Annotated in this window: 18 protein-coding genes and 3 pseudogenes; 15 read left to right on the forward strand and 6 right to left on the reverse strand. The window is 65.3% G+C overall.

The genetic code is table 11. From position 1 onward, the window contains the following. Positions 1-335 precede the first annotated feature (335 nt). The 6 genes and pseudogenes from ACW4E8_RS00005 to ACW4E8_RS00030 all read left to right on the forward strand — a co-directional run bounded on the left by ACW4E8_RS00005 (position 336) and on the right by ACW4E8_RS00030 (position 9,778). Complete coding sequence (locus ACW4E8_RS00005; RefSeq protein ID WP_456802642.1) at positions 336-5,894, forward strand: trifunctional serine/threonine-protein kinase/ATP-binding protein/sensor histidine kinase; 5,559 nt, start codon at positions 336-338, stop codon at positions 5,892-5,894. Positions 5,895-6,302: 408 nt separating this feature from the next. After that, positions 6,303-6,491 (forward strand): annotated as a pseudogene (locus ACW4E8_RS00010) (hypothetical protein); the annotation flags it as partial. 100 nt (positions 6,492-6,591) lie between these two features. Beyond that, positions 6,592-7,059, forward strand: coding sequence for an FAD-dependent monooxygenase (locus ACW4E8_RS00015; protein WP_456802643.1), 468 nt, complete (start codon positions 6,592-6,594; stop codon positions 7,057-7,059). Between the two features lie 58 nt (positions 7,060-7,117). Next, positions 7,118-8,320, forward strand: coding sequence for an MFS transporter (locus ACW4E8_RS00020; protein ID WP_202281585.1), 1,203 nt, complete (start codon positions 7,118-7,120; stop codon positions 8,318-8,320). Between the two features lie 42 nt (positions 8,321-8,362). Further along, positions 8,363-9,475: an alkene reductase gene (locus tag ACW4E8_RS00025; protein WP_456802644.1), complete on the forward strand. Its 1,113-nt coding sequence runs from the start codon at positions 8,363-8,365 to the stop codon at positions 9,473-9,475. Positions 9,476-9,547: 72 nt separating this feature from the next. Beyond that, positions 9,548-9,778, forward strand: coding sequence for a hypothetical protein (locus tag ACW4E8_RS00030; protein WP_456802645.1), 231 nt, complete (start codon positions 9,548-9,550; stop codon positions 9,776-9,778). 63 nt (positions 9,779-9,841) lie between these two features. Here the strand turns inward: ACW4E8_RS00030 and ACW4E8_RS00035 are convergent, their stop codons facing one another. Further along, positions 9,842-10,756 (reverse strand): LysR family transcriptional regulator, encoded by a 915-nt coding sequence (locus tag ACW4E8_RS00035; protein WP_456802646.1) that lies wholly within the window; start codon positions 10,754-10,756, stop codon positions 9,842-9,844. Between the two features lie 171 nt (positions 10,757-10,927). Next, positions 10,928-11,899 carry a TIGR03571 family LLM class oxidoreductase gene (locus ACW4E8_RS00040; protein ID WP_456802647.1) on the reverse strand — a complete coding sequence of 324 codons (972 nt, stop codon included), beginning with the start codon at positions 11,897-11,899 and terminating at the stop codon, positions 10,928-10,930. A gap of 237 nt (positions 11,900-12,136) precedes the next feature. On the opposite strand from ACW4E8_RS00040, the gene ACW4E8_RS00045 reads away from it, so the two are divergent. From ACW4E8_RS00045 to ACW4E8_RS00070, 6 genes and pseudogenes are all read left to right on the forward strand, one after another. After that, entirely contained in the window at positions 12,137-12,616 is a 480-nt protein-coding gene (locus ACW4E8_RS00045; RefSeq protein ID WP_456802648.1) for a VOC family protein, read from the forward strand. Beyond that, positions 12,613-13,836 (forward strand): FAD binding domain-containing protein, encoded by a 1,224-nt coding sequence (locus tag ACW4E8_RS00050; RefSeq protein WP_456802649.1) that lies wholly within the window; start codon positions 12,613-12,615, stop codon positions 13,834-13,836. The genes ACW4E8_RS00045 and ACW4E8_RS00050 overlap by 4 nt, the downstream gene beginning before the upstream one ends. A 36-nt stretch (positions 13,837-13,872) precedes the next feature. Then, positions 13,873-14,232, forward strand: a complete 360-nt coding sequence (locus tag ACW4E8_RS00055; RefSeq protein WP_456802650.1) for a DUF485 domain-containing protein — start codon at positions 13,873-13,875, stop codon at positions 14,230-14,232. Next, positions 14,229-15,866: a cation acetate symporter gene (locus tag ACW4E8_RS00060; RefSeq protein WP_456802651.1), complete on the forward strand. Its 1,638-nt coding sequence runs from the start codon at positions 14,229-14,231 to the stop codon at positions 15,864-15,866. Before ACW4E8_RS00055 ends, ACW4E8_RS00060 begins: the two co-directional genes overlap by 4 nt. 127 nt (positions 15,867-15,993) lie before the next feature. Continuing rightward, positions 15,994-16,668, forward strand: a complete 675-nt coding sequence (locus tag ACW4E8_RS00065; protein WP_456802652.1) for a TetR/AcrR family transcriptional regulator — start codon at positions 15,994-15,996, stop codon at positions 16,666-16,668. Between the two features lie 94 nt (positions 16,669-16,762). Next, a pseudogene (locus ACW4E8_RS00070) lies at positions 16,763-16,963 on the forward strand (hydrolase); the annotation flags it as partial. A gap of 566 nt (positions 16,964-17,529) precedes the next feature. Here the strand turns inward: ACW4E8_RS00070 and ACW4E8_RS00075 are convergent. Both ACW4E8_RS00075 and ACW4E8_RS00080 read right to left on the reverse strand, forming a co-directional pair. Beyond that, positions 17,530-18,156, reverse strand: a complete 627-nt coding sequence (locus ACW4E8_RS00075) for a hydrolase (protein ID WP_456802653.1) — start codon at positions 18,154-18,156, stop codon at positions 17,530-17,532. Between the two features lie 273 nt (positions 18,157-18,429). Next, on the reverse strand, positions 18,430-19,128 hold the full coding sequence (locus ACW4E8_RS00080; RefSeq protein ID WP_456802654.1) for a hydrolase: 699 nt from the start codon (positions 19,126-19,128) through the stop codon (positions 18,430-18,432). A 432-nt stretch (positions 19,129-19,560) separates the two neighbouring features. Here ACW4E8_RS00080 and ACW4E8_RS00085 point away from each other — a divergent pair, with 432 nt between their 5' ends. Both ACW4E8_RS00085 and ACW4E8_RS00090 read left to right on the forward strand, forming a co-directional pair. Beyond that, on the forward strand, positions 19,561-19,941 hold the full coding sequence (locus ACW4E8_RS00085; RefSeq protein WP_456802655.1) for an OsmC family protein: 381 nt from the start codon (positions 19,561-19,563) through the stop codon (positions 19,939-19,941). Positions 19,942-20,005: 64 nt separating this feature from the next. Continuing rightward, positions 20,006-20,182 (forward strand): annotated as a pseudogene (locus tag ACW4E8_RS00090) (thioredoxin reductase); the annotation flags it as partial. A gap of 182 nt (positions 20,183-20,364) precedes the next feature. Here ACW4E8_RS00090 and pdxR read toward each other — a convergent pair. Then, the gene (gene pdxR, locus ACW4E8_RS00095; RefSeq protein ID WP_456802656.1) at positions 20,365-21,858 is read right to left on the reverse strand and encodes a MocR-like pyridoxine biosynthesis transcription factor PdxR; all 1,494 of its coding nucleotides are present in this window, start codon (positions 21,856-21,858) and stop codon (positions 20,365-20,367) included. Positions 21,859-21,941: 83 nt separating this feature from the next. Between pdxR and ACW4E8_RS00100 the strand changes: the two genes are divergently transcribed. Then, positions 21,942-22,565, forward strand: a complete 624-nt coding sequence (locus tag ACW4E8_RS00100; RefSeq protein WP_456802657.1) for an FMN-binding negative transcriptional regulator — start codon at positions 21,942-21,944, stop codon at positions 22,563-22,565. A gap of 162 nt (positions 22,566-22,727) precedes the next feature. Here the strand turns inward: ACW4E8_RS00100 and ACW4E8_RS00105 are convergent, their stop codons facing one another. Further along, positions 22,728-26,306 (reverse strand): indolepyruvate ferredoxin oxidoreductase family protein, encoded by a 3,579-nt coding sequence (locus tag ACW4E8_RS00105; protein WP_456802658.1) that lies wholly within the window; start codon positions 26,304-26,306, stop codon positions 22,728-22,730. Positions 26,307-26,368 lie beyond the last annotated feature (62 nt).

The following is a 26,368-nucleotide window of genomic DNA, read 5'->3' on the forward strand; positions in this document are numbered from 1 at the left end:
GCGCGGCGCATGCGTTGTTACGGGCCTTGACCTTGGAATCACCAAGGCCGGCGGCCCGCGCCTAGCCTGCGCCGCGCCTGGCTTGAACGCGTCCCCTTTTTCATTATGAAACGGGTTCTTAGGGCCTGTTCAGGCCCTAATACGATGGTATGGGTGGCAAGCCTGCGAGAGCTGTGCTCCAATGCGCGCGACCGGGAATATCAGGTGGCGGCTGGCGACGGCAATACCGCAGTATCATATGAAGCCAACTCCGACGGGCCTATGCTGTCCAGGCGGGCAGTGGACGATTTCGCGCCCTTGAGCGCTACCTGCCCGATTGGCCTCAGCGCCGCACCATGATGACCGACAATATCGGCCAGCCAGACGCCATAGCGTTATCCGACTATCACTTCGAAACGATCCATCAGGATGGCATCGTCGCATTCTCGCGCGGCATTCATGCAGCCACTGGCGCGACTGTGCTGATAGCACATGCGGCATCAAGCCAGGTGGAAGCCGATGCTGCGCACCGCGTCCGGAACGAATACGCATTGCGTGCGCTGCTGCGCGATGACTGGGCGCTGGTTCCGCGCGGCATCAGCCACTATCGCGGCGGCGTGGCCTCGCTTTATGACGATCGTTGCGGCGACCCATTGGCCACACTGCTGCCAGCGCGCCAACCGGTGGAACGCGTACTGGAAATCGCGCTCGGCGCCACCGCCGCGCTGAAATCCACGCACGAGAGCGGTCTGGTCCACCGCGCGGTGACCCCATTCAGCCTGTTCGTCGATGCGGCGGGACACTGCCGCATCGGCGATTTCGGCTTTGCCGTGCGCCAGTCCGGCGCGAATGGCCACAACGACGCAAGCCGTGAGCGGCCCGCGGCGATGATGATGGGTGGCGAAGCCCCGGCCTACATGTCACCCGAGCATACCGGCCGCACCCGCCATGCCATCGATGCCCGCAGCGATCTGTACTCGCTTGGCGTGGTCCTCTATCAGTTGCTGAGCGGGCAGTTGCCGCTCGCGGCCAGGAACCCGGGTGACCTGGCTGAATGGATCCACAGCCATGTGGCCAGTGCGCCAGTGCCGCTCCACAAGATCGTGCCAGAGATTCCGGAACCCCTCTCCCGAATCATTCTCAAGCTGCTCGACAAGAACCCGAGCCGCCGCTACCAGTCGGCCGCCGGGCTGGAGTGCGACCTCAGGCGCTGCATGGCAGCGTGGCGGGAGACCGGCGACATCGCCCCTTTCGAGCCCGGCGAGCGTGATCAGCCTGCTGGCCTCGACCTTCCCGAAGGCCTGTTTGCGCGGGATGCCGCGTTGCACCAGCTATCCGCGGCGTTTAGCCGCGTGATCACCGGCAAATCCTCTACGGCCGTGGCGCTGACAGGCCCGTCAGGAATCGGCAAATCCGCGCTGATGCAGGCGTTCGTCAAGTCCCTCCGGCCACAGCGGGTATGGTGTGCCATGGGCAAGGCCGACCAGTTTCGCCAGGATGTGCCATACGCGCCGATCGCCGAGGCATTCCAGGGGCTGGTCCACCAGATCCTTGGCCTGCCCGAGGAAGACGTACGCGCCTGGCAAGTGCGCCTGATGCAGGCCCTGGGCGCCTACGGTGAGCTGGCGTGCAGCATCGCACCGGCGCTGCGGCTCCTGGTTGACGATTTCCCGCCCCTCTCCGCTTCGGAAGACGCCGACGCCGATGTCCATGTCGATATCGCGATGCGCCAGCTGGTGAGCGCATTCTCGCAGTCAGATATCCCGTTCGTGCTGCTGATCGACGATTGCCAGTGGCTCGACGCACCGTCCTGGCAACTGCTCGCGCGGCTGGTGCGCCACCCTGCCCCGCCGCCGCCGCTGCTGCTGGTTTGCAGCACACGAACCCCGGGGGCCGATGCGCTGAAATGCCTGCGGCAAAGCGTGCCGGTGCACGACGTGGTGCTGCATGGATTTTCCGAGGCAACCGTGGCCAACCTGCTGGCGGAGACGTTGCGTATGCCGGCGCGGGCCCTGCTGCCCCTGGCCCGTCTTGTGCATGACAAGACCCTCGGCAACCCTTTCTTCGTGATCCAGTTCCTGACGACGCTGGTCGATGACCGGCTGCTCGTCTATTCGTCCGATGCCGATGGCTGGCAGTACGATCTGGCGCGCGTCGCGCAGCATGCCCATACGGACAATGTGGCGGCGCTGGTGCTGCAGCGCCTGCGCCGCCTGCCCGGGCCAACCCGCCGTCTGCTGGGCGGCATGGCATGCCTGGGCCGCCGCGCCGAAATGTCGCTGCTATGCGGGACCTTCGGCATCAGCGAGCGTGCGCTGCACGCCCGGCTGTCACCGGCCCGGGCGGCCGGCGTGGTATCGCTGGCGCAAGACGGCGCCTATGCCTTTGTGCACGACCGCGTCCAGGAAGCCGCGCACGCCGGACTGGCTGCCGGCGACCAAGCCGACATCTGCCTGCGCGCCGGCCGGCTGCTGGCTGCCCGCGTGCGCGACGATGTCAGCGACGAGGTGCGCGACGACGTACTGTTCCGTGCCAGCGGCCTGCTGGCGCAGGCCGAAGCGCTGGTCACGACGCCGGAGGAAGCGCTCGACGTGGCCTGGCTGTTCCACACCGCCGCAATGCGCGCCCGGCGCGCGGCGGCCTATGGTGCGGCACTGGGCTATGTGGAAAGCGGCATGGCCTTCGTGCGCAAGGCCACCACACATTCGGATGCAAGTCAGCCACTGCACTTTGCCTTGCTGGAGCAACAGGCGACCTGCTGGTTCCAGCTCGGACGGCTGGATGATGCGCTGACGCTGGCCACCGAACTGATCCGCCAGCCGGCGGGCCTGCTGCAGCAAGCCGGCGTCTACCGGCTCAAGATCGAGATGCATACACGCCGCTCGGAGAACACGCTCGCCGTGGAGACCGCAATCGCCAGCCTGCGTCCGATCGGCATCGAGCTGAGCCCGCACCCAGGCGCAGCGGCATGCGATGCGTTGTACGACACGATCCGGCCGCTACTGGCTCCCGACAAGCTGCCCGAGTTGATCGCGCTGGCCGAGGTTCGCGATGCGGAGACCGAGGCCGCGATGAGTCTGCTGTCGGCGCTGCTCGTACCCGCCAGCTTCACGGACGAGAACCTTGCGTTCCTGGGGCATTGCGAGATGCTTCGGCTCACGCTCGCCCACGGCATGGCGGCCCCCTCCACCGCGTCACTGGCCTGGCTGGGCGTCATGGTCTGCCACCGCTACGGCGCCTATGCCGACGGCTTCCGCTACGGGGAGATGGCCCGTCGACTGGTGACGCACCACGGCTACGCCGCCTATGAAGCCCGCACGCTTCTGCCGCTGGATCAGCTCAGCGTATGGACGCAGCCGCTGTCGTACTCGATCGAGTGCGCCCGCGCGGGCCTTGCCGCGGGCATGGCCCACGGCGACCTGACCACCGCATGCTACGAGTGCTGCCATATCGTGGCCACCATGATGGTTCGCGGGGACCGGCTGGACGAAATCCGCGCCGAGATCGGGCGCGGACTGGAAGTGGTACGCCGTGCCAGCTTTCATGACGTCGAGCTGATCCTGCTGCTGCAGCTGCGCTATGTCGATGGCTTGCGCACCACCGGATTTCCATTCGGGGACGCCCTTGCGCTCGATTTCGATGCCGCGCACGGTTCTGCCGGCGAACGCCTTTCGACGTTCGAGTTCTGGCACTGGCTCTATCGCGCCACGATCCTGTTTCTCGCGGATCAGCCTGAGTTGGCAGCACGGTGCCTGGACCAGGCAGCCCGCTTTGCATGGTCCGCACCGGGCCACATCCATCAGCTCGACTTTCACCTGTACCGCGCGCTGACCATCGCCTCCCTGCCCGGCTCACCGGACCCGGCGGCATGGCAGACGCTGCGTGCCGATGCACGCCAGATCCGCGCCTTCGCCGATGCCAATCCGGCGATGTTCACCGACAAGGCGCTGCTGGTGGAGGCGGAGCTGGCCAGGCTGGAAGGCGACGCACTGGGCGCGATGGCGCGCTACGAAGCGGCGATCGCGCAAGCGACCACACAAGGATTCGTGCAGATCGCCGCGATGGCGCACGAACGGGCCGCAAGGCACTGCACCACACTGGGACTGGCGTCGGCGGCAAGGGCACATCGCCGTGCCGCCCGCGATCACTACCTGCGCTGGGGCGCCACGGGCAAGGTCGCGCAGATGGAGGCGCAGCATCCCGATCTTGTCGACGCGGCGCCGCCGCGCGCCTGGTACCTGGGCGACGGCCAGCAGTCGGTGGACGCGGAAAGCGTGATCAAGGCATCGCGGGCGTTGACCGAAGAAATCCGGCTGGAGCGCCTGATCGACAAGCTGATGACGATTGCGCTGGAATATGCGACCGCCCAGCGTGGGTTGCTGATACGCATCCAGCCCGAAGGGCCACTGGTGGAGGCGCGCGCCGACACCTCGGCGGAGGGCATACGCGTGCATCTGGTGCAGGACAGGGTGGCGGCGGACGCGCTGCCGCTGTCGATGTTCCACACCGCCGTCCGCTCGGGCCAGGTGGCCATGGTGGGGGCGGCCCGGTCCGCCAGCCCGTCCGCCATGGATCCCTACCTTCTGGCACACCCCGAATGCTCGGCCATCTGCATTCCGATGCTGCGCCATCACGAAGTGATCGGCGCGCTCTACCTGGAAAACCGCCTGGTCCGCGACGCCTTTACGCTGGATCAGGCGCACCTGCTGGAACTGATCGCCGCACAAGCCGCGATTTCGCTGCACACTGCGCGTCTCTATGACGACCTGCTTGCCGAGAACGAACGGCGGAAAAATGTGGAGCGTGAACTGCGCACCAGCGAGGCCATGCTGGTCATGGGCGAGCGCGTGAGCCACACCGGAAGCTGGCGCTGGGACTTGCGCCAGGATCGTTTCTATTGCTCGGAAGAGCTACGGCGCATCTTTGAACTCGACCCTGCGCAGTGCGAGATCGCGTTCGAGGACTTCGTCGCGCGCATGCATCCCGAAGACAGGGCTGCGATACGCAAGGTGGTGGAAACCCATGTCGAACAGTGGCTGCCGATCCGCGTCGAGCATCGGATCGTCCGCACCGACGGCTCCATACGCCATCTGGCAGTCGTGGGCGAGCCCTTGCCCGCGGAAGACGGCACGCTCGAGTATGTCGGGACAGTCACCGATATCACTACGCGCCGGCAGGCGGAGGACGCAGTGCGCAGCGCACAGGCCGACCTGGCGCGCGTGGCGCGTACCAACACGGTCGGACAGCTTACCGCATCGATCGCGCACGAGATCAACCAGCCGCTGATGTCGATCGTCTCGAACGCCGGCGCCGGCCTGCGCTGGCTGACCCGCCCCAACCCGGATCTTGCCAACGCCCGCGAAAGCCTGGAGGCCATTGCCAGCGAAGGCCAGCGTGCCGGCGACATGATCCGCGGCCTGCAGTCGCTGACGCGCAATGCCGCGCCCGTGCTGGCGCCGGTGGATCTCCACGAGGCGGTGCGGCATATCCTGGTCATTTCGCGCAGCGAGATCGAACGCCGCCACATTACGATCGAGCTGGCGCTGCATGCCGAACAGCCCACGGTGTTCGGCGACTGTATCCAGCTCCAGCAGGTGATCCTGAACCTTGTGGTGAATGCCATGGAGGCGATGAGCGAGGGGAACGACCGCCCGCGCGTGATGCATATCGCCACGCGCATCGTCGATGGCACCGCGCTGGAGCTAAGCGTGGCCGACACCGGCGTGGGAATTGGCGGAAACCTGCTTGAACAGGTCTTCCAGCCGTTCTACACGACCAAGGCCAACGGCATGGGCATGGGGCTGTCGATCTGCCGGTCGATCATTGAAGGCCACAAAGGGCAACTGCGTGCCGTACCGCTGGTTCCGTGCGGCAGCATGTTCGCGTTCACCATACCGATCCACGGCGGGGTCTAGGGCGTCTGGCCCTGCAGGGCCAGGGGCAGGATCTCCGCGGCGTGTCGCCGTTCCCGGGATGCACGGTGTGCCCCCTGGCGGACACGAGTGCCGCCTCGCGCATCCCACTCATACCAAGGTCTGACGGGGCACCCACCACCCGCCAATTGTCGGCACACCGCCGAGCCTCCTACGCTTTTCATCAGCAAGAGCGCGAATTCACGGGAGGCCCGTACCATGAAGCTCTTCGAACGCTCGCCCCAGGAACTGGACAGCCGTGGCGGCGGGCTGGTGCTGCAGCCCGGCGTGCTCGAAGCACTGGACTTTGCCGGCGTGCCGCATGGCGACGATTTTGGCGTGCCGTCGCGCGACCGCATCTTCATCGACAGCGATGGCACGTTCCGACGCGTGTATATGCCACAGACGCAGATGGCGTGGAACGGTCTGTACCAGCGCATGCGGCGCCACATCGACGTCCTGATGCTTCATGCGGGCGAGACGTTTGCCGGATTCGAGCAGGACGGCAACCGTGTCACTGCACACTTTGCTTCCGGCCGCACCGAGCAAGGCGACCTGCTGATCGGCGCCGACGGTCCGGTCTCGGCCGTGCGCGCCCAGTTGCTCCCCGGCGAGGTGCCCGCCTATGCCGGCTATGCCGCGTGGCGCGATGTGCTGCCCGAACGTACGCTGTTCACTCCACTCACTGCCGCCAGGCGCGATGCAGGACATCGAGATCCGCGCGCTGAAGGTTGCCGCGCTCAATGCGCTGGCGCCGGCGCTGGCTGGCCTGGTCACCGCGACACCCAACCCGTTCCTTCAGTTGATTCACGACTACGAAGCGCCGCAGATGGTATTCGGCCGCGTGCTGTTACTGGGCGATGCGGCCTTCGTGGCGCGACCGCACACCGGCGCGGGCGCCGGTAAGGCTGCCGCCAATGCACTGACGCTGGCGCGCGCGCTGCAGAGCCACCCCACCGATATCGACGCCGCACTGCTGCACTGGGAACGCGATCAACTGCCGGCGGACCGGCGCCTGGTGCGCTGGGGCATCGCGCTAGGCCGCCGGATCATGGACGTGGCCCCTGCCGGAAATCAGCCCCCGTCGTGGAGACTGCCGCACTCCGCAGCACTCCCCGCATGGCGGCACGTTGCGCGCCACGCAACGCTGACTTGCTTGCCGTTGTGATTCAAATTGCGCTTTCCCGCACCTAAGCTTTGACCATTCCAACCCGACACCCGCAGCCATGAAAACCACCCTCTCTCCCACCGCCAGCAGCACCGGCCATGCAGCCGCGCCAATGTCCGCCGCGCTGGTCGCACTGTTCTCCCTGTGCGCCGGCGTACTGGTCGCCAACCTCTACTACGCCCAGCCGATCATCGAGCTGATCGCGCCGGCCGTGGGCCTGTCCGCCCAAAGCGCCAGCGTGATCGTGTCGCTGACCCAGATCGGCTATGCCGTCGGCCTGTTCTTCCTGGTGCCGCTGGCCGACCTGCACGAGAACCGGCGCCTGCTGATGATCAGCGGCGCGGCCGCCGCGATCAGCCTCGTGGGCGCCGCCGTCTCGTCGCAGCCCGGCCTGTTCCTGCTGGTCTCGCTGCTGCTGGGCCTGAGCTCGGTCAGCGTGCAGATCCTGATTCCGCTGGCGGCGCACCTGGCGCCCGAAGCGCTGCGTGGCCGTACCGTCGGCACGATCATGGGCGGCCTGCTCTCGGGCATCCTGCTGTCGCGGCCGCTGTCGAGCATGCTGGCGCAGTACTTCGGCTGGCGCGCAGTGTTCTACATCGCCGCCGCGATGACGCTGGCCACGGTGGCGATCATTGCCACCACGCTGCCCCGCCGCGTGCCGGAGCATCGCGCCACCTATGGCAGCCTGCTGACCTCGCTGTGGCATCTGTTCACGCGCTACCCGGTGCTGCGCCAGCGCTCGCTGTACCAGGCGCTGCTGTTTGCCGCGTTCAGCCTGTTCTGGACTGCCGCACCGCTGGAACTGGCCGGCCACTATGGCCTGTCGCAATCGCAGATCGGCATCTTTGCCCTGGTCGGCGCACTGGGCGCGGTGGCTGCGCCGATCGCCGGCCGCCTGGCAGACGCAGGCCGCACGCGCATTGCCTCATATGTTGCGATGATCGCGGCGGCGCTCAGCTTTACCCCCGGGCTGGTCGGCGGTTCGTTCGGCCTGTATCTGCTCGCACTGACCGGCATCGTGCTCGACTTTGCCGTGCAAATGAACATGGTGCTGGGCCAGCGCGCGATCTATGCACTGGATGCCGCCAGCCGCGCACGCCTGAACGCGCTGTACATGACCGCAATCTTTGCCGGCGGCGCGGTGGGATCCGCACTGGCCAGCGCGCTCTACACGCACGTCGGCTGGTCCGGCATCGTCGCTGTCGGCAGCGGTCTTGCCCTGGTCTCGCTGGTGGCTTTGGTACTCGCTTCGCGACGCTGAACCCGCGCTCCCCATCCATATCCGTCAACAGGAGTTTTTATCATGACATCCAAGCTATTTACGCCCATCACGATCGGGCCCTTGCATCTGAACCATCGGGTCGCCATGGCGCCGCTGACGCGTTCGCGCGCGGCCCAGCCAGGCAACGTGCCCAGCGCCATGAACGTGGAGTACTACCGGCAGCGTGCGTCGGCGGCACTGATCATCACCGAGGCCACTCAGATCTCCCAGCAGGGCCAGGGCTACGCCTGGACACCCGGCATCCACACCGCCGAGCAGATCGAAGGCTGGCGTGCCGTGGCCGACGCCGTGCATGCCGAAGGCGGCCGGATCTTCCTGCAACTGTGGCATGTAGGCCGTGTATCGCACCCGTCATTCCAGCCCGGCGGCGCGCTGCCGGTAGCGCCCAGCGCGCTGCCCGTGCCCGGCAAGACCTTTATCGCCGACGCCGAAGGCAACGGCGTGTGGAGCGAGATCCCAACGCCGCAGGCACTGACTGCCGAGGGCATCGCAGAGATCGTGCACGACTACCGCCAGGCGGCGCGCAATGCCATGGAAGCGGGCATGGACGGCGTGGAGATCCATGCGGGCAATGGCTACCTGCTGGACCAGTTCATCAACTCCGAAAGCAACCACCGCGCCGACACCTACGGCGGCAGTATCGAGAACCGCGCGCGCTTGCTGCTGGAAGTGGTGGATGCCGTGACGGCGGAGATCGGCGCAGGACGCGTGGGCGTACGGCTCACGCCGATGGGCCGCTTCATGGGGATGGGCGATGCCACGCCCGAAGCCACCTTCGGCCACATCGCACGCAGCCTCGATGCCTGGCCGCTGGCCTATCTGCACCTGGTGGAGCCGGCGATGGTCGGCACGGTCAAGGACGAAGTGGCCGACCCGCGCTGGGACCGCATGATCCACACAATGCGCGCCGAGTACCGCGGCGTGCTGATGCTGGCGGGCGGCTACGATGGCGCGTCCGCGGAGAAGGCGATTGCGGACGGGCGCGCCGACATGATCGCGTTCGGACGGCCGTTCATCGCCAATCCCGATCTGCCGCACCGCCTCAAGACCTCGGCTGCGCTCAATACGCCGGATCCGGCCACGTTCTTCGGCGGCACGGCAATGGGCTACACGGACTATCCTGCGCTCGCCTGAGTGCGGAGGTTGGATTGCCCGGACCGCCGTGGCATTGTTCCCTGGGGCGCACCGCGCCGGGCATCATGAGTCATGACGCCCGGCAATGGTGCGCCCTTGCCCCTTGCGCCTGGACGCTTTCGCTGGACACCGGGCTGGAAGCGGTTGGCGAGTTCTTCGACGATCGATGCCTGCAGTCTGTCGCGAGAAACCTTGAGCGGATCGCGATCACGCTCGCGCGAATCAGGACTGCCGGATGCCCATGATGCGATCGAGCTCTTCCGCAAGGCGCTCGCAGACCTGCTGGCGCAGGCAGCGCAGTGAACTGGCAGACGTCGGCATGGCGGCGGTGCGGGTGGTTCATCGCCCGTATCCGCCGCCAGAGGGTCAGTCCTGGCGCCGTGTTGGCCCCGGCAGCGTGGCCAGGAAGTCCAGGAACGCCGCGATCCGCCGCGAGCCGCGCTGGTTCGGCAGGTACAGCGCTGAGATAGCGGAGCTTGCCTGATCAGGATTGACTGACCATGTGTCAAACAACGCCGTCAACCGGCCACTGTCGATATCGTCGTCGACAAGCCAGTCGGGCAACAGGCCTATGCCTCCGCCCGCCAGCGCGATATCACGCAATACCTCGGCGTTGTTGCTGCGGAAACGACCGCTGACCGGAACCGTTGTCTCGTTCTCGGCCTGGCGAAAGGTCCATATCTGGTCCCGCGCGCCGTAGCGGAATCGCAGGCATTGATGATTGACCAGCTCAACCGGATCGGCAGGGATGCCCTGGCTGTCCAGATAAGCCGGGCTGGCAACCACGCGACGGCAGAAGCGGCCGATCTCCCGCGCTACGACGTTGTCATAGGACGCAGGGCTGCCCAGCCGCACGGAAAGGTCGATGCGCTCGCCGATCAGGTCGACGATGTCGTCGGTCAGCGTGACTTCGACCTCTAGTTGGGGATACTTCGCGAGCCAGTTGCCGAGATAGGGGGCGATGCAGCGGCGCCCGAAAGCCACCGGCAATGACACCCGCAGTTGCCCGACCGGCACCTCCCCCCGATCCGCGATCAACGCGTCGGCTTCTTCCACTGCATCCAGGATCTTGCGGGCCTGCTGATAGTAGGTTGCCCCGGCTTCCGTGACGGTGATGAGCCGTGTCGAGCGATTCAGCAGGACCGCCCCAAGCGAAGTCTCGAGGCCGTCGAGCGCGCGGGTGACCGACGAAGTGGCCAGATCCAGGCGTCGCGCCGCGGCAGAGAATCCCTTCGCATCCACGGTTTCCACGAACATCTTCAATGCAAGCAGCTTGTCCATCTTTGCCGTAACCCTTGGTTCCCCCGGATCGTGCCCATGACCACGCGGATGCGGCGCTCAGGAGCGTGTCCCTGCTTCCGGCTGGTGGTCTGTGTCGGACGGCACATTATGCCCGCAAACCGGCTTGCGGCGCCCTGATAAGGGCGTCATCCGGTCAATGCCCGGGCACAATCACCCGGGGTCATTCGCATGAAAGGCGGGCAGGACCGTCGCGGCGAGTTCGTCGAGCACTTCCGGCACTGGCCGCCGCGAGTCCGTGATGTTGAAGGCCACGTGATGGACTCCCGCGGCGCGCATCTCTTCGAGGATCGCCACCAGAGGCTGCGCGCCCGTCCTGTAGCCAAGGTTCAGCGCCGTGGGCGGCTCCGATGCGCGCTCACTCAACTCCAGGCGCACAGCCACCCCAAACGCACGAAAGCTGCCCGGCGCCGCACGATCGCAAGCTGCGCGCCACATGCTGTGGCGGTCGTGCTGGGTTGCCGGATCCCGGTGATAAGTCATCCATCCGATGGCATGTCGCGCAATCCAGTCAACGCTCTGCCCGGCAGAACCAACGGCTAGCAACGGCACCGCGGTCCGCTGGCGCGGCAGCATGTAGAACTCGGTCCCGTCGTCGGGCTCGCGATCGGCGATGACACGCGACGGAACGCCTACCGCCGCGCTCACGACTTCCCAGTGGTCGCGGAACAGGTCTCGGCGCGCGTTGCCGTCCTGCCCGAACGCGGCGTACTCCGGTGGCCTGTCGCCCGAGCCCATGCCAAGCACGAAGCGTCCGCCGGAAAGCTCATGCGCGGATATGGCCGCCTTGGCGATATGCAACGGATGGCGCAGGGTGAGGACCACAGCCCCGCTCACCAGCGCGGCGCGCCGCGTGCGCACGGCGAGTCCGCCCAGCAACACCCACGGGTCGAGATGGCCGACAGGGTCGGGATAGCCGGCACTGTTGAGCGGGACGTCACGTACCCACAGGGCACGGAATCCGGCCGCGTCCGCGCACTGGGCCAGGTCGAGTTGCGCGGCATAGTCCACCACCGTCTGGCCGGCACCGAGCAGCGGCAATACCAGACCGATGGACAGTTCATGCTCGCGAAAGAACCCGGGGGCCGCGCTGGCCTGTGGCTGTGGAGTGCTGAAGTTCGACATGGTCCATTCGACACGATTGCGTTCCGGCAGATGATGCCATTGCTCGTGCCGTGCTGCTCTGTGCAGCCAGGAGCGTCGCAACGCCGCCCTTGTTTCTGCTGCATCACTTTCCAAGGCCGCGGCGCCAGAACCTGAATCAGGGTAAATACCACCCCTCGCCACCCTTGGCCTGCCGAAGCTTCCGCCCTATTATTTATCAACCGATCACTGATCGATCGATAATTTAAGGAGGCAGCGATGGCACTGACCAAGCTTGCACATTTTTCCATCCGCACCAACGACCTGGAGCGGTCCTGCGCGTTCTACGAACGCATCCTGGGATTCCGGCGTGGTTACCGGCCACCATTCGACTTTCCCGGCGCCTGGCTCTATATGGGCGACGACGAGCGTGACTACGGAACGGTGCACATCATCGGCGTCGATCCCGACAACCCTGAGGGGCTGTCTGCCTACCTGGGCGACAAGTCCCTGCCCGCGTCCGGCACCGGGACGCTCGACCACATCGCATTTTTGGCCACCGGCGTCCGGCAGATGTGGGAAACCCTGCGTGCCGAGGGAATCCTCTGGCGCGACCGCACCGTCCCGAGCCTGGGCCTCCACCAGGTATTCATCGAGGACCCCTCGGGCGTCACGATCGAACTCAATTACCCCGCCACCGAAGTCGCAGGCCTGGACCTGCCGAACGGGGCGCAAGCAAGCACCGGAGTGATGGCATGAAAACCATACTGCATCAGCAATCAAAGGCGATCGTCGTGGGCGGCTCGCTCGGCGGGCTATTTGCCGCCAACCTGCTCAGGCGCAATGGCTGGGACGTCGAGATCTTCGAGCGCACGCCCGAAGCATTGACCGGGCGCGGTGCCGGCATCGTCACGCATCCGGAACTGTTCGACGCGCTGGCCGCCGCAGGCGTAGTGGTCGATGACAGCATTGGCGTGCACGTCAGCACCCGGATGACGCTCTCGCGCGACGGCTCGACAGTATCCGATCGCGAGATGCCGCAGACACTGACGGCCTGGGGAAAGATGTATGACGTGCTAAGCAAGGCGTTTACCGGTACCTACCGCACCGGCGCCACAGTGACCGCAGTCGATTCGCACGCCGACCATGCGGTCGTCACGCTCCAGGACGGCTCGACGCACCGCGCCGATCTGGTCATCGCCGCCGATGGCTTCCGGTCGGGCGTGCGCGAACGGTTGCTGCCTTCGGTCGGCCTGGAGTACGCCGGATATATCGCCTGGCGCGGCCTGGTCGATGAAGCGCAGGTTTCATCCGCCACGCACGCGGCGATCTTCGACAAGTTCGCCTTCTGCCTGCCGCCTCGCGAGCAGATCCTCGGCTATCCGGTGGCGGGGGATGGCAATCGCACCGAGCCTGGCCACCGGCGCTACAACTTCGTCTGGTATCGCGCCACGCGCGAAGACGACGAACTCCCCGACCTGCTGACTGACGCCACCGGCAAGTATTGGGCCAACGGCATCCCGCCCGGCCTGATCCGTCTCGACGTGCTCGCCAACATGGAAGCCGCCGCAACGGAACTGCTTGCACCGCAGTTCGCCGAAATCGTCGCAAAAACCGCCCAACCGCTGTTTCAGCCGATTTTCGATCTGACCGTTCCGCGCATGGCCTTCGGCCGGATCGCGCTGCTCGGCGACGCCGCCTTTGTCGCACGCCCGCATTGCGGCATGGGCGTCACGAAGGCTGCGGGGGATGCCATGGCGATCGCCCGGGCGCTTGCCGGACATCAGTCCGTCGAAGCGGCGCTTGAAGCGTACAGCACCGAACGCGTCCAGGTAGGCCAGGCAATTGTCGAGCACGCACGCCATCTTGGCGCCTATATGCAGGCGCAGCTGAGAAGCGAACAGGATCGCGAGATGGCCGAACGCTACCGCACCCCCGAGGCGGTCATGCGCGAGACCGCGGTGTCTCGCCGGTTCTGACCGGCCCACGGAAAACAACCATTCGGAGACAACATCATGCCCCAAGCCGCCCCCTGCCCAGTAGACCTCGGCCTTGCCGGGATCGACCCGCCAGTGGTCCCACACCCGATGCTGAGCCAGCCAAGCTTCGAGCGCCTGCAACGCATGCGCCGTCGCTTCTCGTGGTCGCTCACCGCCGCCATGCTGGTGGTCTACTTCGGCTTCATCCTCACCCTGGCCTTTCGCCCCGATCTGCTGGCCCTGCCCCTGACGCCGGGCCAGCCAATGAGCATCGGCATACCCATCGGGTTCGGCATGTTCGCCTTTACCTTCGCACTGGTGGCCATCTATGTGCATCGCAGCAACACCGTCTATGACAAGATGATTGCGGAGATCCGCAAGGGAGAACAGCCATGAAGCGCGTACTGACCGGGGTCGCCTCCCTTGTGGCGGCCACCCCTGCCCTGGCCGCCACGCCGCCGGTCGGCCAGGGCCTGAACCTGATCGCCATTGCCATGTTCGTGGTGTTCGTCGCCGCCACGCTCGGCGTGACACGCTGGGCCGCCAAGCGCAACCACAGTGTGGCCGACCACTACGCTGCCGGCGGCAAGATCACGGCCATGCAGAATGGCTGGGCGATTGCCGGCGACTACATGTCCGCAGCGTCGCTGCTCGGCATTTCGGCACTGGTCTTCACCAGCGGCTACGACGGCCTGATCTACTCGATCGGCTTTCTGGCCAGCTGGCCGATCATCCTGTTCCTGATCGCCGAGCCGCTGCGCAACCTGGGGCGCTATACGCTGGCAGACGTGCTGTCATACCGGCTCAGGCAACGTCCCATCCGGGGCTTCTCGGCATCGAGCTCGATCGTGATCGTGCTGCTGTATCTGGTCTCGCAGATGGTCGGTGCCGGCAAGCTGGTGGAGCTCCTGTTCGGCTTCAACTACACATCGGCCGTGGTCCTGGTCGGCGTGCTGATGGTCGTGTACGTGTTCTTTGGCGGCATGCTGGCCACCACGTGGATCCAGATCATCAAGGCGGTCATGCTGCTGGCCGGTTGTGCCTTCATGGCCTTCATGGTCATGAGCCACTTCGGCTTCAGCCTGAACAGCCTGTTCGAGCACGCCATCGCCGCGCACGGCAAGCACGACGCGATCATGCGCCCCGGCGGCCTGGTTTCCGATCCGGTTTCGGCCGTGTCGCTGGGCCTGGCGCTGATCTTCGGCACCGCTGGCCTGCCGCACATCCTGATGCGCTTCTTTACCGTCAGCAATGTCAAGGCCGCACGCAAGAGCGTGCTCTATGCCACCGGCATCGTCGGCGCAGGCTACGCCATGATCATCGTGATTGGCTTCGGCACGATCGCGCTGGTGGCGCAGGATCCGCTTTACCACAACGGCACCGGCGCCGTGATCGGCGGAGTCAACATGGTGGCCGTGCACCTTGCGCATGCGATTGGCGGCAACGTGTTCCTCGGCTTTATCTGCGCCGTGGCTTTCTCGACCATCCTCGCCGTCGTCGCCGGGCTGACCCTGGCGGGCTCTTCCGCCATCTCGCACGACCTGTACGCGACGGTGATTCGCCAGGGCAAGGCTTCCGACAAGGACGAGATGCGGGTCTCGCGCATCACCACGCTGGTGCTGGGCGTGCTGTCTATCCTGCTCGGCATCCTGTTCGAGAAGCAGACCATCGCCTTCATCGTCAGCCTGACCTTCTCGATCGCGGCCAGCTCCAACTTCCCCGTGCTGCTGCTGTCGATCTACTGGCGCGGGCTGACCACGCGCGGCGCGGTGCTCGGCGGGATGATGGGGCTGATCACTGCCGTCGTGCTCACGATCCTGAGCCCGACGGTCTGGGTGCAGGTGCTGGGGCATGCCTCGGCGATCTATCCGTACGAGTATCCGGCCCTGTTTTCGATGCTGGTAGCGTTTGCCGGGATCTATGTGTTCTCGGTGACGGACCGTTCGGCGCGGGGTGCGTGGGAGCGCGCGGCGTATCAGAACCAGCGCGTGGCTTGTGAGCTGGGAATCGGCAGCAAGACCGCCAGCTAGACACCTGGCTTGCATCCACCTTCGGGAACGGGCGACGCAGACGCTCTGCGGGCGCCCGTCTTCTCATTTATCGGGCGATTGGTAGAATCCGGACATTATCCGCATCGCAACCGCGAGAGAGAACGTCATGGAGTCAGGCACCGCACCGGCCAAAGAGGACGCCGCCGTCAAAGGCACCAGACGGCTGCTGCCCGAAGAACGCGAGCAGCAGATCGTCGACAAGGCGATCGAACATTTCACCCGGAATGGCTTTGGTGGCAGTACCCGGGAGCTGGCCCGGCAGATCGGTGTCACGCAACCCCTGCTCTATCGCTATTTTGAGAGCAAGGAAGCACTCATCGAGCGCGTGTACAACGAGGTCTTCCAATGGCGCCCTGACTGGGACCGGCAGATCACCGACCGCTCGATGCCTCTGACGGAGCGGCTCTATGCCTTTTACCTCGACTACTCATCGGTCATCCTCCGCGAAGAATGGATCCGGCTGTTCATCTTTGCCGGCCTGACCCATGAAGGCATCAACAACAAGTACCTCAGCAAGCTGCGCAGCAAGGTCTTCCTGCCGGTGATGGCCGAGGTCCGGGACGCATTCGGCATTGAAGCACCGCGCAATGCCGCGGAGACCGAGGCCGAGATCGAGATGATCTGGAGCCTGCACGCGGCCATTTTCTATATTGGCATGCGTAAATGGGTCTACGGACTCAAGGTGCCGACCGACATGGAAGCCGCTATCCGCCAGAAAGTGGACATGTTCCTGCATGGCGCACCGGCGGCGATACGCGCATTGCGCGCAGGCGCCCGGTAAGCACCGGCCGCTCAATCCGCTTGGCCTGGCACGCGCGATTCGCCATCGCATCTACGGCTCATGCAATGAACCCATGTCCAGGCCGGCGTGGTACCCCGTGATCTGGCAGCAGGTGCTGCTCGAATGGCAGCGCGACTGGGCGCATCGCGACACCTATGAAGCCGTCATGCAGGTTGTCAGGGAGCATTCCGGCGCCTACGGCACGGGCGTCGACCCCAATATGACTCGCCCTCGATTTGCACGGAGGGGAACCCCGGCGGAAACGCCGCCGAAGCCATCATGTGATCGACGTTGAGCGGCGCGTCCCGATTGGTGAAATAGCGCATGCGGCCACTGCGGACGGCACATTTGCCGACCTCGTGCTGATGGCGCAGCAGATCGGCGTCTGCCAAATGGAATGATGGGCAACACAGCGTCACACCCGCGCGAGGTACCCGGCCGGCCAGCCGCGGGCTGCCGCACTCATACCATGGTCTGACGGGGCTCCGACCACGGAACGATTGTTGCCACCCCACCCTGCCTCCTACGATTCCCAACAATGGCAGTGCGAACCTGGGGAGGCTCCGACATGCACCTCCGATCTCGATGGGATCGCCGCAGCGCGGCCCGGAACCTTACGGAGGACGTGATGGATGAGAACGAAAGCCTGCGGCTGATGTGCGGCTGGCTCGCGCTGGCCGCCATAAACCTGGTCCTGATCGCGGTAGCGTTCCTGCAGTTTGCGTACTGAAGGCGACGTGGCGCTGCACTGCGGGTTCCGCTTGCAGGCACATTTCACGGACAGCCTTCCTGGAAGCCGCCTGCGGCCTTACTGAACCGGCAGGCGACGAGAATCACGCCGTCATACGCCGAATGGCCTCTTCATGCCGGTTTAATCATGTCACGCGCATATGCAAGGCCCGTGCCATAGCCGCCACCATGCTCAACCACGATCGAGCGAGCCTTCTCATATGTGTCATGACGAGTCCAGTCCCTCTGGAACTCGAGAAGGAGCTGGAGCCAGGAGGTCATGACCGCGCCAGCGGAAGCCATCCGTCGCAACGCAAGGTCATGGCTTGCTGGTGTCAGTCCACCGCAAGCATCGGCAACGACGCAGACTTGATATCCCTCGGACAGCGCTGAAAGCACCGGGAAGCTCACGCAGGCCTCCGTCAGCATGCCCGCGATGATCAGCGTACGCTTTCCGGTAGCCGTAATCGCGTCGCGCACCACATCGTCTTCCCAAAGATTCATGTTGCGGCGTTCAATCGGCGTGACGTTCGGCAGCACCTCCCGAAAAGCCGGCATCAATGGGCCGCTGTACACCTTCGAGGCCGAAGTGGAGACCACAACCGGCAAGTCAAAGGCGACCGCCGTCTTCGCGACCGCAAGGCCATTACTGCGCAGAATCTGGGGGTCTTGAGAACCCGCAGCGAAGGCAAGGCCTGCCTGTTCATCAACGAGGATCAATGCACAATCGGCGGGTTCGAGCAATGGTAGTTTGGACATGGGAGTTCTCCTGTTCATTTGAGATCGCGATCTTGCTTCAAGCCGCTCTCTGCGACCAATCCGACTGCCGCTAGTGTCCCAGCGAGGACGCCGAGAGAAGATGACGTATGGGCATGCCTCAAGAATCCGCTCGCAAACGCAAATGCAGTGAGCTCCCACTTGTCAGCAATTTTCATTATGCTCTTCATCGTCAGCCAGGATTGAAGTGGGCAGCTGGCCCGATCTCTGAAATGACTGGACGTCCTGTGGATCGTCCAGTCCGCGAATGCAGAATCAGCGCTCGATCACCTGCGCATGGACCGGCGCCAGCGACTCGTGCTTCGTGGCGGTGCGTTGCGCGGCCTTGTGGACCATCGTATAGGCGTAGTCGACGCCCATGCCATAGGCGCCCGAGTGCTCCTTGGCCACGGCCATCACATCGTCGTACGTCTCGCGGTTCTTCCAGTCGCGTTGCCATTCCAGCATGACCTGTTGCCAGGTCACGGGCACCACGCCTGCCTGGACCATGCGCTGCATGGCGTAGTCATGGGCTTCCTTGGTCGTGCCGCCCGATGCGTCGGCCACCATATAGATCTCGTAGTCGCCCTCAAGCATTGCGCACAACGCGAAGGTAGTGTTGCAGACCTCGGTCCACAGGCCGGCCACGACGATCTTCTTGCGGCCATTGGCGGCCAGCGCGTCGCGCACCTTCTGGTCGTCCCAGGAGTTCATCGAGGTGCGTTCGAGCGTTTGCTTGCCGGGGAAGACGTCGAGCAGTTCGGGGTAGGTATAGCCGGAGAATGAATCGCTTTCGACCGTGGTGATGGTGGTCGGCACATCGAAGATCTTCGCTGCCTTGGCCAGGCCCACGACGTTGTTCTTCATGGTCTGGCGGTCCATCGACTGCACACCAAAAGCCATCTGGGGCTGGTGGTCGATGATGATCAGTTGGCTGTTGCGTGGGGTCAGGACTTCCAGCTTGGCGTTCGACATGGGGCTCTCTCCGATGAAATTTATTCAATTATTTTGAGTTCTTGCATGGCGGCGCTTTGTTCGCTCTGTTGCGTTGTCGTGCCGTCCATGTGACGAACTATAGCGAGGGAAAGTGCGGAAACAGCCGGCCTGAATTGTAAATATCATTCAAAAAATTTGATATTTCTTGGGATCGAACGAGACTACCGGGATCTACGCGCGAACCAGTCATTCGTAAATGAAAGGAACGGCCACGGCCCGGAATCATGAGCGCAGTCTTAGGGGATTGGAGTCGCGAGGAAATTGAGCGGGATCTGGGTGCCCAGATCCGGGGGGGCATCGAGCGGCCGACCATACGAAAGGTTGATTGGTATATCAGACGCCTTGTGAAGATACTCAAGGAAAACCAGCTCATCCCGCATTTCACATCGTCGCGCAGAAGAGACAGAAACCATGACACACGGTACCGCACGGATTGGATCGACGCCCTATCGCACGGACATCGTCGTAAGCGGCCATACCATCACGGCCGATGAACCCCCCGCTCTCGGCGGGCAAGGGGCTGGACCGGCCCCCTACGATCTATTGCTTGCAAGCCTTGGAGCGTGCACCGCCATCACGCTCAAAATGTATGCCGAACGCAAAGGCTGGGCCCTTGAGTCGCTCGATGTTTCCCTGCGGCTTGTCGGGACGGACGAGCGGCGAATCGTGCGGACGCTTGTATTCAAGGGCCTGGAGGACAGCCAGAAAACGCGTCTGGCGGAAATTGCCGAGCGCACGCCCGTTACCAGGACCTTGAAATCCGGGTTGCCGATCGAAACTCGCCTCGCGTGACGCTGCTCTGGTTCACGCAGACCACCTCCGAACTGCCCGAAGCCGCCGGCTCTTGGCGATGAATCTGGACGAGCGCGCCATGGGCGGCCAAGCCGGCGCGTCGGCGCGAATCGAGAATTATCTTGGTTTTCCTACAGGCATCTCAGGACAGGCGCTCGCTGGCCGTGCATTCAACCAGGCCCTCAAATTCGGGGCTGAGGTGGCCATCCCTGTGAGCGTGGGGCGCCTCGATCGCAACGAGGATCGGCTGTAGAAAATGCGCGTGCCGTCCTTCGTATTCATGTAGCTCATGTCTCTGGCCCGAGGTAGATGGTTAGCGGTTGGTTGTGGAAGCTGAGGCGGCAAGCCTCCCGCATGTCGGCGAGCGGACGATTCCACCAGGCATCCTGCGGAGAACCTAGACTGATTCCCAGATGCCCAACATCATCCGATGGTGTTAGCGAACACCGCAACCACCGCCCCTAAAATCTGCATCCCCCGCTGAATCTGCTCCACCGTCAAACTCGCATAACCCAGCACCAACCCAGCCGCTCGACGCTGTCCATGCGACCGGGCCCCTGCAAACAACGGTGATACCGGGTAGACCCCCACATCCTTGCTGCGCGCAGCGGCTACCAGCGCTGTCTCGTCCCGGGGCCGCAGCGACGGCAACCACAGCACCACATGCAGCCCCGCCGCGGTACCGCAGACTTCGGCGTCCCCTGGCAGGTGACGTGCGACGCCATCCAGCAAGGCCGCTCGCCGGCGCTCGTTTTCCCGGCGCATGCGCCGCACATGGCGTTCGTAGGCACCGCTTTCGATCAGCGCTGCCAGCACGCGCTGCTCCAGCACGGGCGCATGGCGGTCGGCCAGCCGCTTGGTCTGCCGGAACACCGGCACCAGCTCAGGCGGCAGCACCAGGTAGCCGAGCCGCAGTTGCGGCGACAGCGCCTTGGAGAAAGTGCCGACGTAGATCACGCGGCCGTCGGTGTCGATCGAGCGCAGCGTGTCGATCGGGCGCTGGCCGTAGCGGAACTCCCCGTCGTAGTCGTCCTCGATGATCCAGGCGTCGTGGCGCTGCGCCCATTGCAGCAGGTCCAGGCGCCGGCCGATCGGCAGCACGCCCCCTAGTGGGAACTGGTGCGACGGTGTCACGTACACCAGGCGGACACGGTCGTCCCGGGGAAGGCTGGCGGTATCCAGGCCATGCCCGTCCACTGGCGTGGCCTGGCACCTGGCGCCGGTGGCTTCGAAGCAGCGCCTTGCCATCAGGTAGCCAGGGTCTTCGAAGGCAAAGGCATCGCCGGCATCCAGCAGCAGCCGTGCGCACAGGTCGATGGCCTGCTGCGAGCCATGTACAACCAGAACCTGCTCGGCCTCGCAGGCCAGTCCCCGGGCACGTCGCAAATAACCCTGGAGGGCGCGTCGCAGCGAAGCTTCACCTTCGGGCTGGGCGTACGACAGGCTGTTTTGCTGACGCAGCAGTTCGGCCTGGTAGGCACGCCGCCAGGCCAGGGTCGGAAAGTCCCGGGATGCCACCGCCCCATACAGGAAGTCGAAGCGAACCGGCTCAGCTTGCAGCGGTGCCGGCATGCCGAGTCCCGCCACGCGACGCCCGAATTCGGACAGGGTTGGGGCGGACCTGGCGCGCCGGCCTGCGCTCATCCCGGCTGGTGCCGGTGCCGCCAACGGGCTGGCGATTCGGGCCACCCGCCCCACCGCCGTGACGAGGAAGCCCTCGGCCGCAAGTTGTTCGTAGGCGGCGGTGACGGTGGTACGCGATACCCCCAACTCGGACGCCAGCGCTCGTGTGGAAGGCGCGCGGGCGCCCGGCGGCAGTGTGCCGTCCGCGATCTGGGAGCGCAGAAGATCGTAGATGCGGCGTCCCGCGCCCGTGGCTCCGGGATGGTTACCGGCTGGCTGGCGTGACTGGTCCATAAATAATCATGAAAACTGGACCTTCCGATTGTGCCAGTTGTCGGCGAGAGTATCGAGCATTCCATTGCTTCCGATTCCCCACCATGTACATTCCTGCTCACTTTGCTGAAAGCCGGCCAGAGGAACTGGGCCGCATCATCCGCGAGCACCCGCTGGGGATGCTGGTTACGCAAGGCAGCGCCGGACTGGATGCCGACCACATCCCGTTCGAGTTCGACCCCGGCGAGGGAACCCACGGCGTGCTCACAGCCCACGTGGCCCGCGCGAACCCACTCTGGCAGCGTTGCCCCACGGGCTCGCCGGTCATGGTCGTCTTCCGCGGCGCCGAGGCCTATATCTCGCCCAACTGGTACCCGAGCAAGCATGAGGCGCACCGCCAGGTGCCGACCTGGAACTACGAGGTGGTACACGCACACGGCACCATCACCCTGCATGACGACGAGCGCTTCGTTCGCCGCCTGGTTGCGCGTCTGACCCGGCGGCACGAGGCGGCCGAATCCAAGCCCTGGAAGATGGGGGACTCCGCGCCGGAGTACATCGACAGCATGCTGCGCAACATCGTGGGCATCGAGATCGCCGTCACTTCGCTGGTGGGCAAGGTCAAGCTCAGTCAGAACAAGGAGTTGCGGGATCGCCTCAGTGCCGCCGACACCCTGGAGGCGCGGGGGTATGGCGAACTTGCGCAGTCCATGCGCAAGGCTGGTTGAACTGCCCCCCCTTGCAACCCGTGCATGACTGGCCCCGGCCCGCGCTCAGCTTTGCTTAACCATTGACGAACACCCCGCCATGTCATTCATCCCCCGTTGTACGGCCTGGGCTTCTGTGACGGCTCTTCAGCAACACGATTAGCGGAAGTTGAACGCCGCCCCTCAAGCCGCAGCCCGCCGGGCCGCGCCACGATACTGCGCCAGCAACGCCACCCGCCGTACTGCCGCCGCATCCATGCTGGCCTCCTTCACGTGGCCGTAGCCCCGGATATCCTCTGGCAACGCGGCAAGCGCCAGCGCGGCGTCAACGTTGTCCGCGCTCAGGGACGCTGCGAACTCGTCGACCATGGCCAGATAGTCGTTGACCAGCGCCCGCTCGGCGCGCCGCTCGGCAGTCTTGCCAAACACATCGAACGCCGTGCCACGCAAACCCTTCAGACGCGCCAGCAAGCGGAATGCCGTCATCGTGCGCGGACCGAAGCGGCGCTTGACCAGGCGGCCCTTGTCGTCACCCTTGTCGGTCTTGGCCAGCAGCGGCGGCGCCAGCCAGAAGTTGAGCTGGTAGTCGCGGCCGGGCTCCCCTTCGAACTGGGCGCGCAGCTTGTCCAGGAAGGCGGGATCGGCGTAGAGGCGCGCCACCTCGTACTCGTCCTTGTAGGCCATCAGCTTGGCCAAATTGCGGGCCACGGCCTCGGTCAGCGGCAGCTTGCGGTCGATGCCCAGTTGCTGCTCCGCGGCGCGGATGCGCTCGACAGCCTCGCGGTAGCGGGCGGCGTATGCGGTGTTCTGGTAATCGGCCAACATCGTCTCGCGCTTGCGGATCAGGGTGTCGAGCGTCTGCGGGATTGGCATGACCTGTGCGGTCGGGGCCGCCGGAGCACCCGGTAAGAGCGCCTTGACCGCCGCCTCGCCATGGTGCGCGAGATACCGTCCCCATTCGAATGCCAGCCGGTTCTTGTCGATCGACACTCCATTGAGTTCGATCGCGCGCAGCAGGCTTTCACGCTGCAGCGGGATCCAGCCCTTCTGCCAGGCAAAGCCGAGCAACAGCGGGTTGGAGTAGATGGCGTCGGCCAGCAGGGTCACCGCCCATGCGCTGGCGTCGAAGAACGCGCAGGCATCGCCCACGCTGGCGCGCAGGTCCTGCTCGGCGCCGGCACCGGGGAACTTCCACTTCGGATTCTTGATGAATTCCGCGGTGGGCGTGTTGGCGCTGTTGACCACGGCGGCGGTCAGTCCGTGCCGGATCTTCGACAGCACTTCGGCCGAGGCCGAGACAATGGCATCGCCCCCGATCACCAGGCGCGCCTCACCCGTCGCGATACGCGTCGCATGCAGGTCGTCCGGTCCCGGTGCGATCTGCACGTGGCTGATCACCGCCCCGCCCTTCTGTGCCAGGCCAGCCATGTCGAGCACGGTCACGCCCTTGCGTTCAAGGTGCGATGCCATGCCCAGCAGCCCGCCGATGGTGACCACGCCAGTGCCGCCCACGCCGGTGACCAGCACGCCGTACGGCCGCTCCAGGGCCGGCAGCCGCGGCAGCGGCAGCGCCTCGAAGTCGGCGCCGGTGCCTTTGCCACCCGCTGCCGCGGGCTTGCGCACCTGCGCTCCCTCGGCGGTGACAAAGCTCGGGCAGAAGCCGTTGACGCAGGAGAAATCCTTGTTGCACGACGACTGGTTGATCTTGCGCTTGGTCCCGAGTTCGGTCTCCAGCGGCTCCACCGACAGGCAGTTGGACTTGGCCGAGCAATCGCCGCAGCCCTCGCAGACCGCGTCGTTGATAAAGGCGCGCTTGGCCGGGTCAGGATAGGTGCCGCGCTTGCGGCGGCGGCGCTTCTCGGTCGCGCAGGTCTGATCGTAGATCAGGATGGTGACGCCCGCGGTATCGCGCAGCTCAACCTGGACGGCGTCGAGCTGGTCGCGGTGGAACACGGTCACGCCGGACGGCAGCATGGTACCGTCGCCGTACTTCTGCGGCTCGTCGGTGACGACAACCAGCTTCTTCGCGCCCTCGGCCAGCACCTGGTGCGCAATCTGCGGCACCGTCAGCACGCCGTCGATGGGCTGCCCGCCGGTCATTGCCACGGCGTCATTGAACAGGATCTTGTAGGTGATATTGGCCTTGGCCGCGATCGATGCGCGGATGGCCAGCAGCCCCGAGTGGAAATACGTGCCGTCGCCCAGATTGGCAAACACGTGCTTGTCCCCGGTGAAATGCATCTGGCCGGTCCAGGCCACGCCCTCGCCGCCCATCTGGCTGAAGGTGTCGGTATTGCGGTCCATCCACAGGGTCATGTAGTGGCACCCGATGCCGGCCAGCGCACGCGAGCCTTCCGGCACGCGCGTGGACGTATTGTGCGGGCACCCTGAGCAGAACCAGGGCTTGCGCTCCACCGCGATGCGCGGCTGCGCGGCCTCGCGCTCCTTGGCCTCGATCAGCGCCACGCGCGCGGCAATGCGTGCGCGCACCTCTTCCGGCAGGTCGAAGCGTTCCAGCCGGCGGGCGATGGCCTTGGCGATCAGCGCCGGCGACAATTCATAGTGCGCCGGCAGCAGCCAGTTGCCACGCGGCACCGACCACTCGCCGCCATCGTTGCCACGCTGGTCGAACTTGCCGAAGACCTTGGGCCGCACATCCTCGCGCCAGTTGTACAGCTCTTCCTTGAGCGCGTATTCGAGGATCTGCCGCTTCTCTTCCACCACCAGGATCTCTTCCAGGCCGGTGGCGAACTCACGGGCGCCGTGCGCCTCCAGCGGCCACACGCAACCCACCTTGTAGACGCGGATGCCGATGCGGGCGCAGGTGTCATCGTCCAGGCCGAGGTCTGCGAGCGCCTGGCGCACGTCCAGATACGCCTTGCCGGCGGTCATGATGCCGAAGCGCGCGTTCGGCGAATCGAGCACGACGCGATTGAGCCGGTTGGCCCGCACATAGGCCAGCGCCGCATACCACTTGTGGTCAAGCAGCCGCGCTTCCTGCTCCAGCGGGGAATCGGGCCAGCGGATATTGAGGCCGCCCTGCGGCACGACAAAATCCTCCGGCAGCGCGATCTGCACGCGGTCGGGATCGATCTCGACCGAGGCGGTCGACTCCACCACGTCGGTGACGCACTTCATCGCCACCCACAGGCCGGAATACCGGCTCATGGCCCAGCCATGCAGGCCGTAGTCGAGGTACTCCTGCACATTGGCGGGGTACAACACCGGGATGCCGGCGGCCTGCAGCACGTGCTCCGACTGGTGCGCCACGGTGGAGGACTTGGCGGCATGGTCGTCGCCGGCCAGCAGCAGCACGCCGCCATGGCGTGACGAGCCGGCCGAATTGGCGTGCTTCAGCACGTCGATGGACCGGTCCACGCCCGGCCCCTTGCCATACCACATCGAGAACACGCCGTCGCGCGTGGCGCCGGGGAACAGGTTGACCTGCTGGCTGCCCCAGACCGCGGTCGCGGCAAGGTCTTCGTTGACGCCGGGCTGGAACACCACGTCGCTGGCCGCCAGGTGCTGCTTGGCCTTCCACAGCGCCTGGTCCACGCCGCCCAGCGGCGAGCCGCGATAGCCCGAGATAAACCCGGCGGTGTTGAGGCCGGCGGCGCGGTCGCGCGCCTTCTGCAGCATTGGCAGGCGGACCAGGGCCTGCACGCCGCTCAGGTAGACGCGGCCCTGCTCCAGGGTGTACTTGTCGTCCAGGCTGGCGCTGGCCAGGGCTTCGAGCAAGGCGGGGTTCAGCGGGGCATTCACGATGTCAGTCTCCGTGCTTGTTCTCTTGTATTCGGAGCAGTTTAGAAATCCGTGCCGTCATC

The sequence above is a fragment of the Cupriavidus sp. CP313 genome (genome assembly GCF_054072015.1).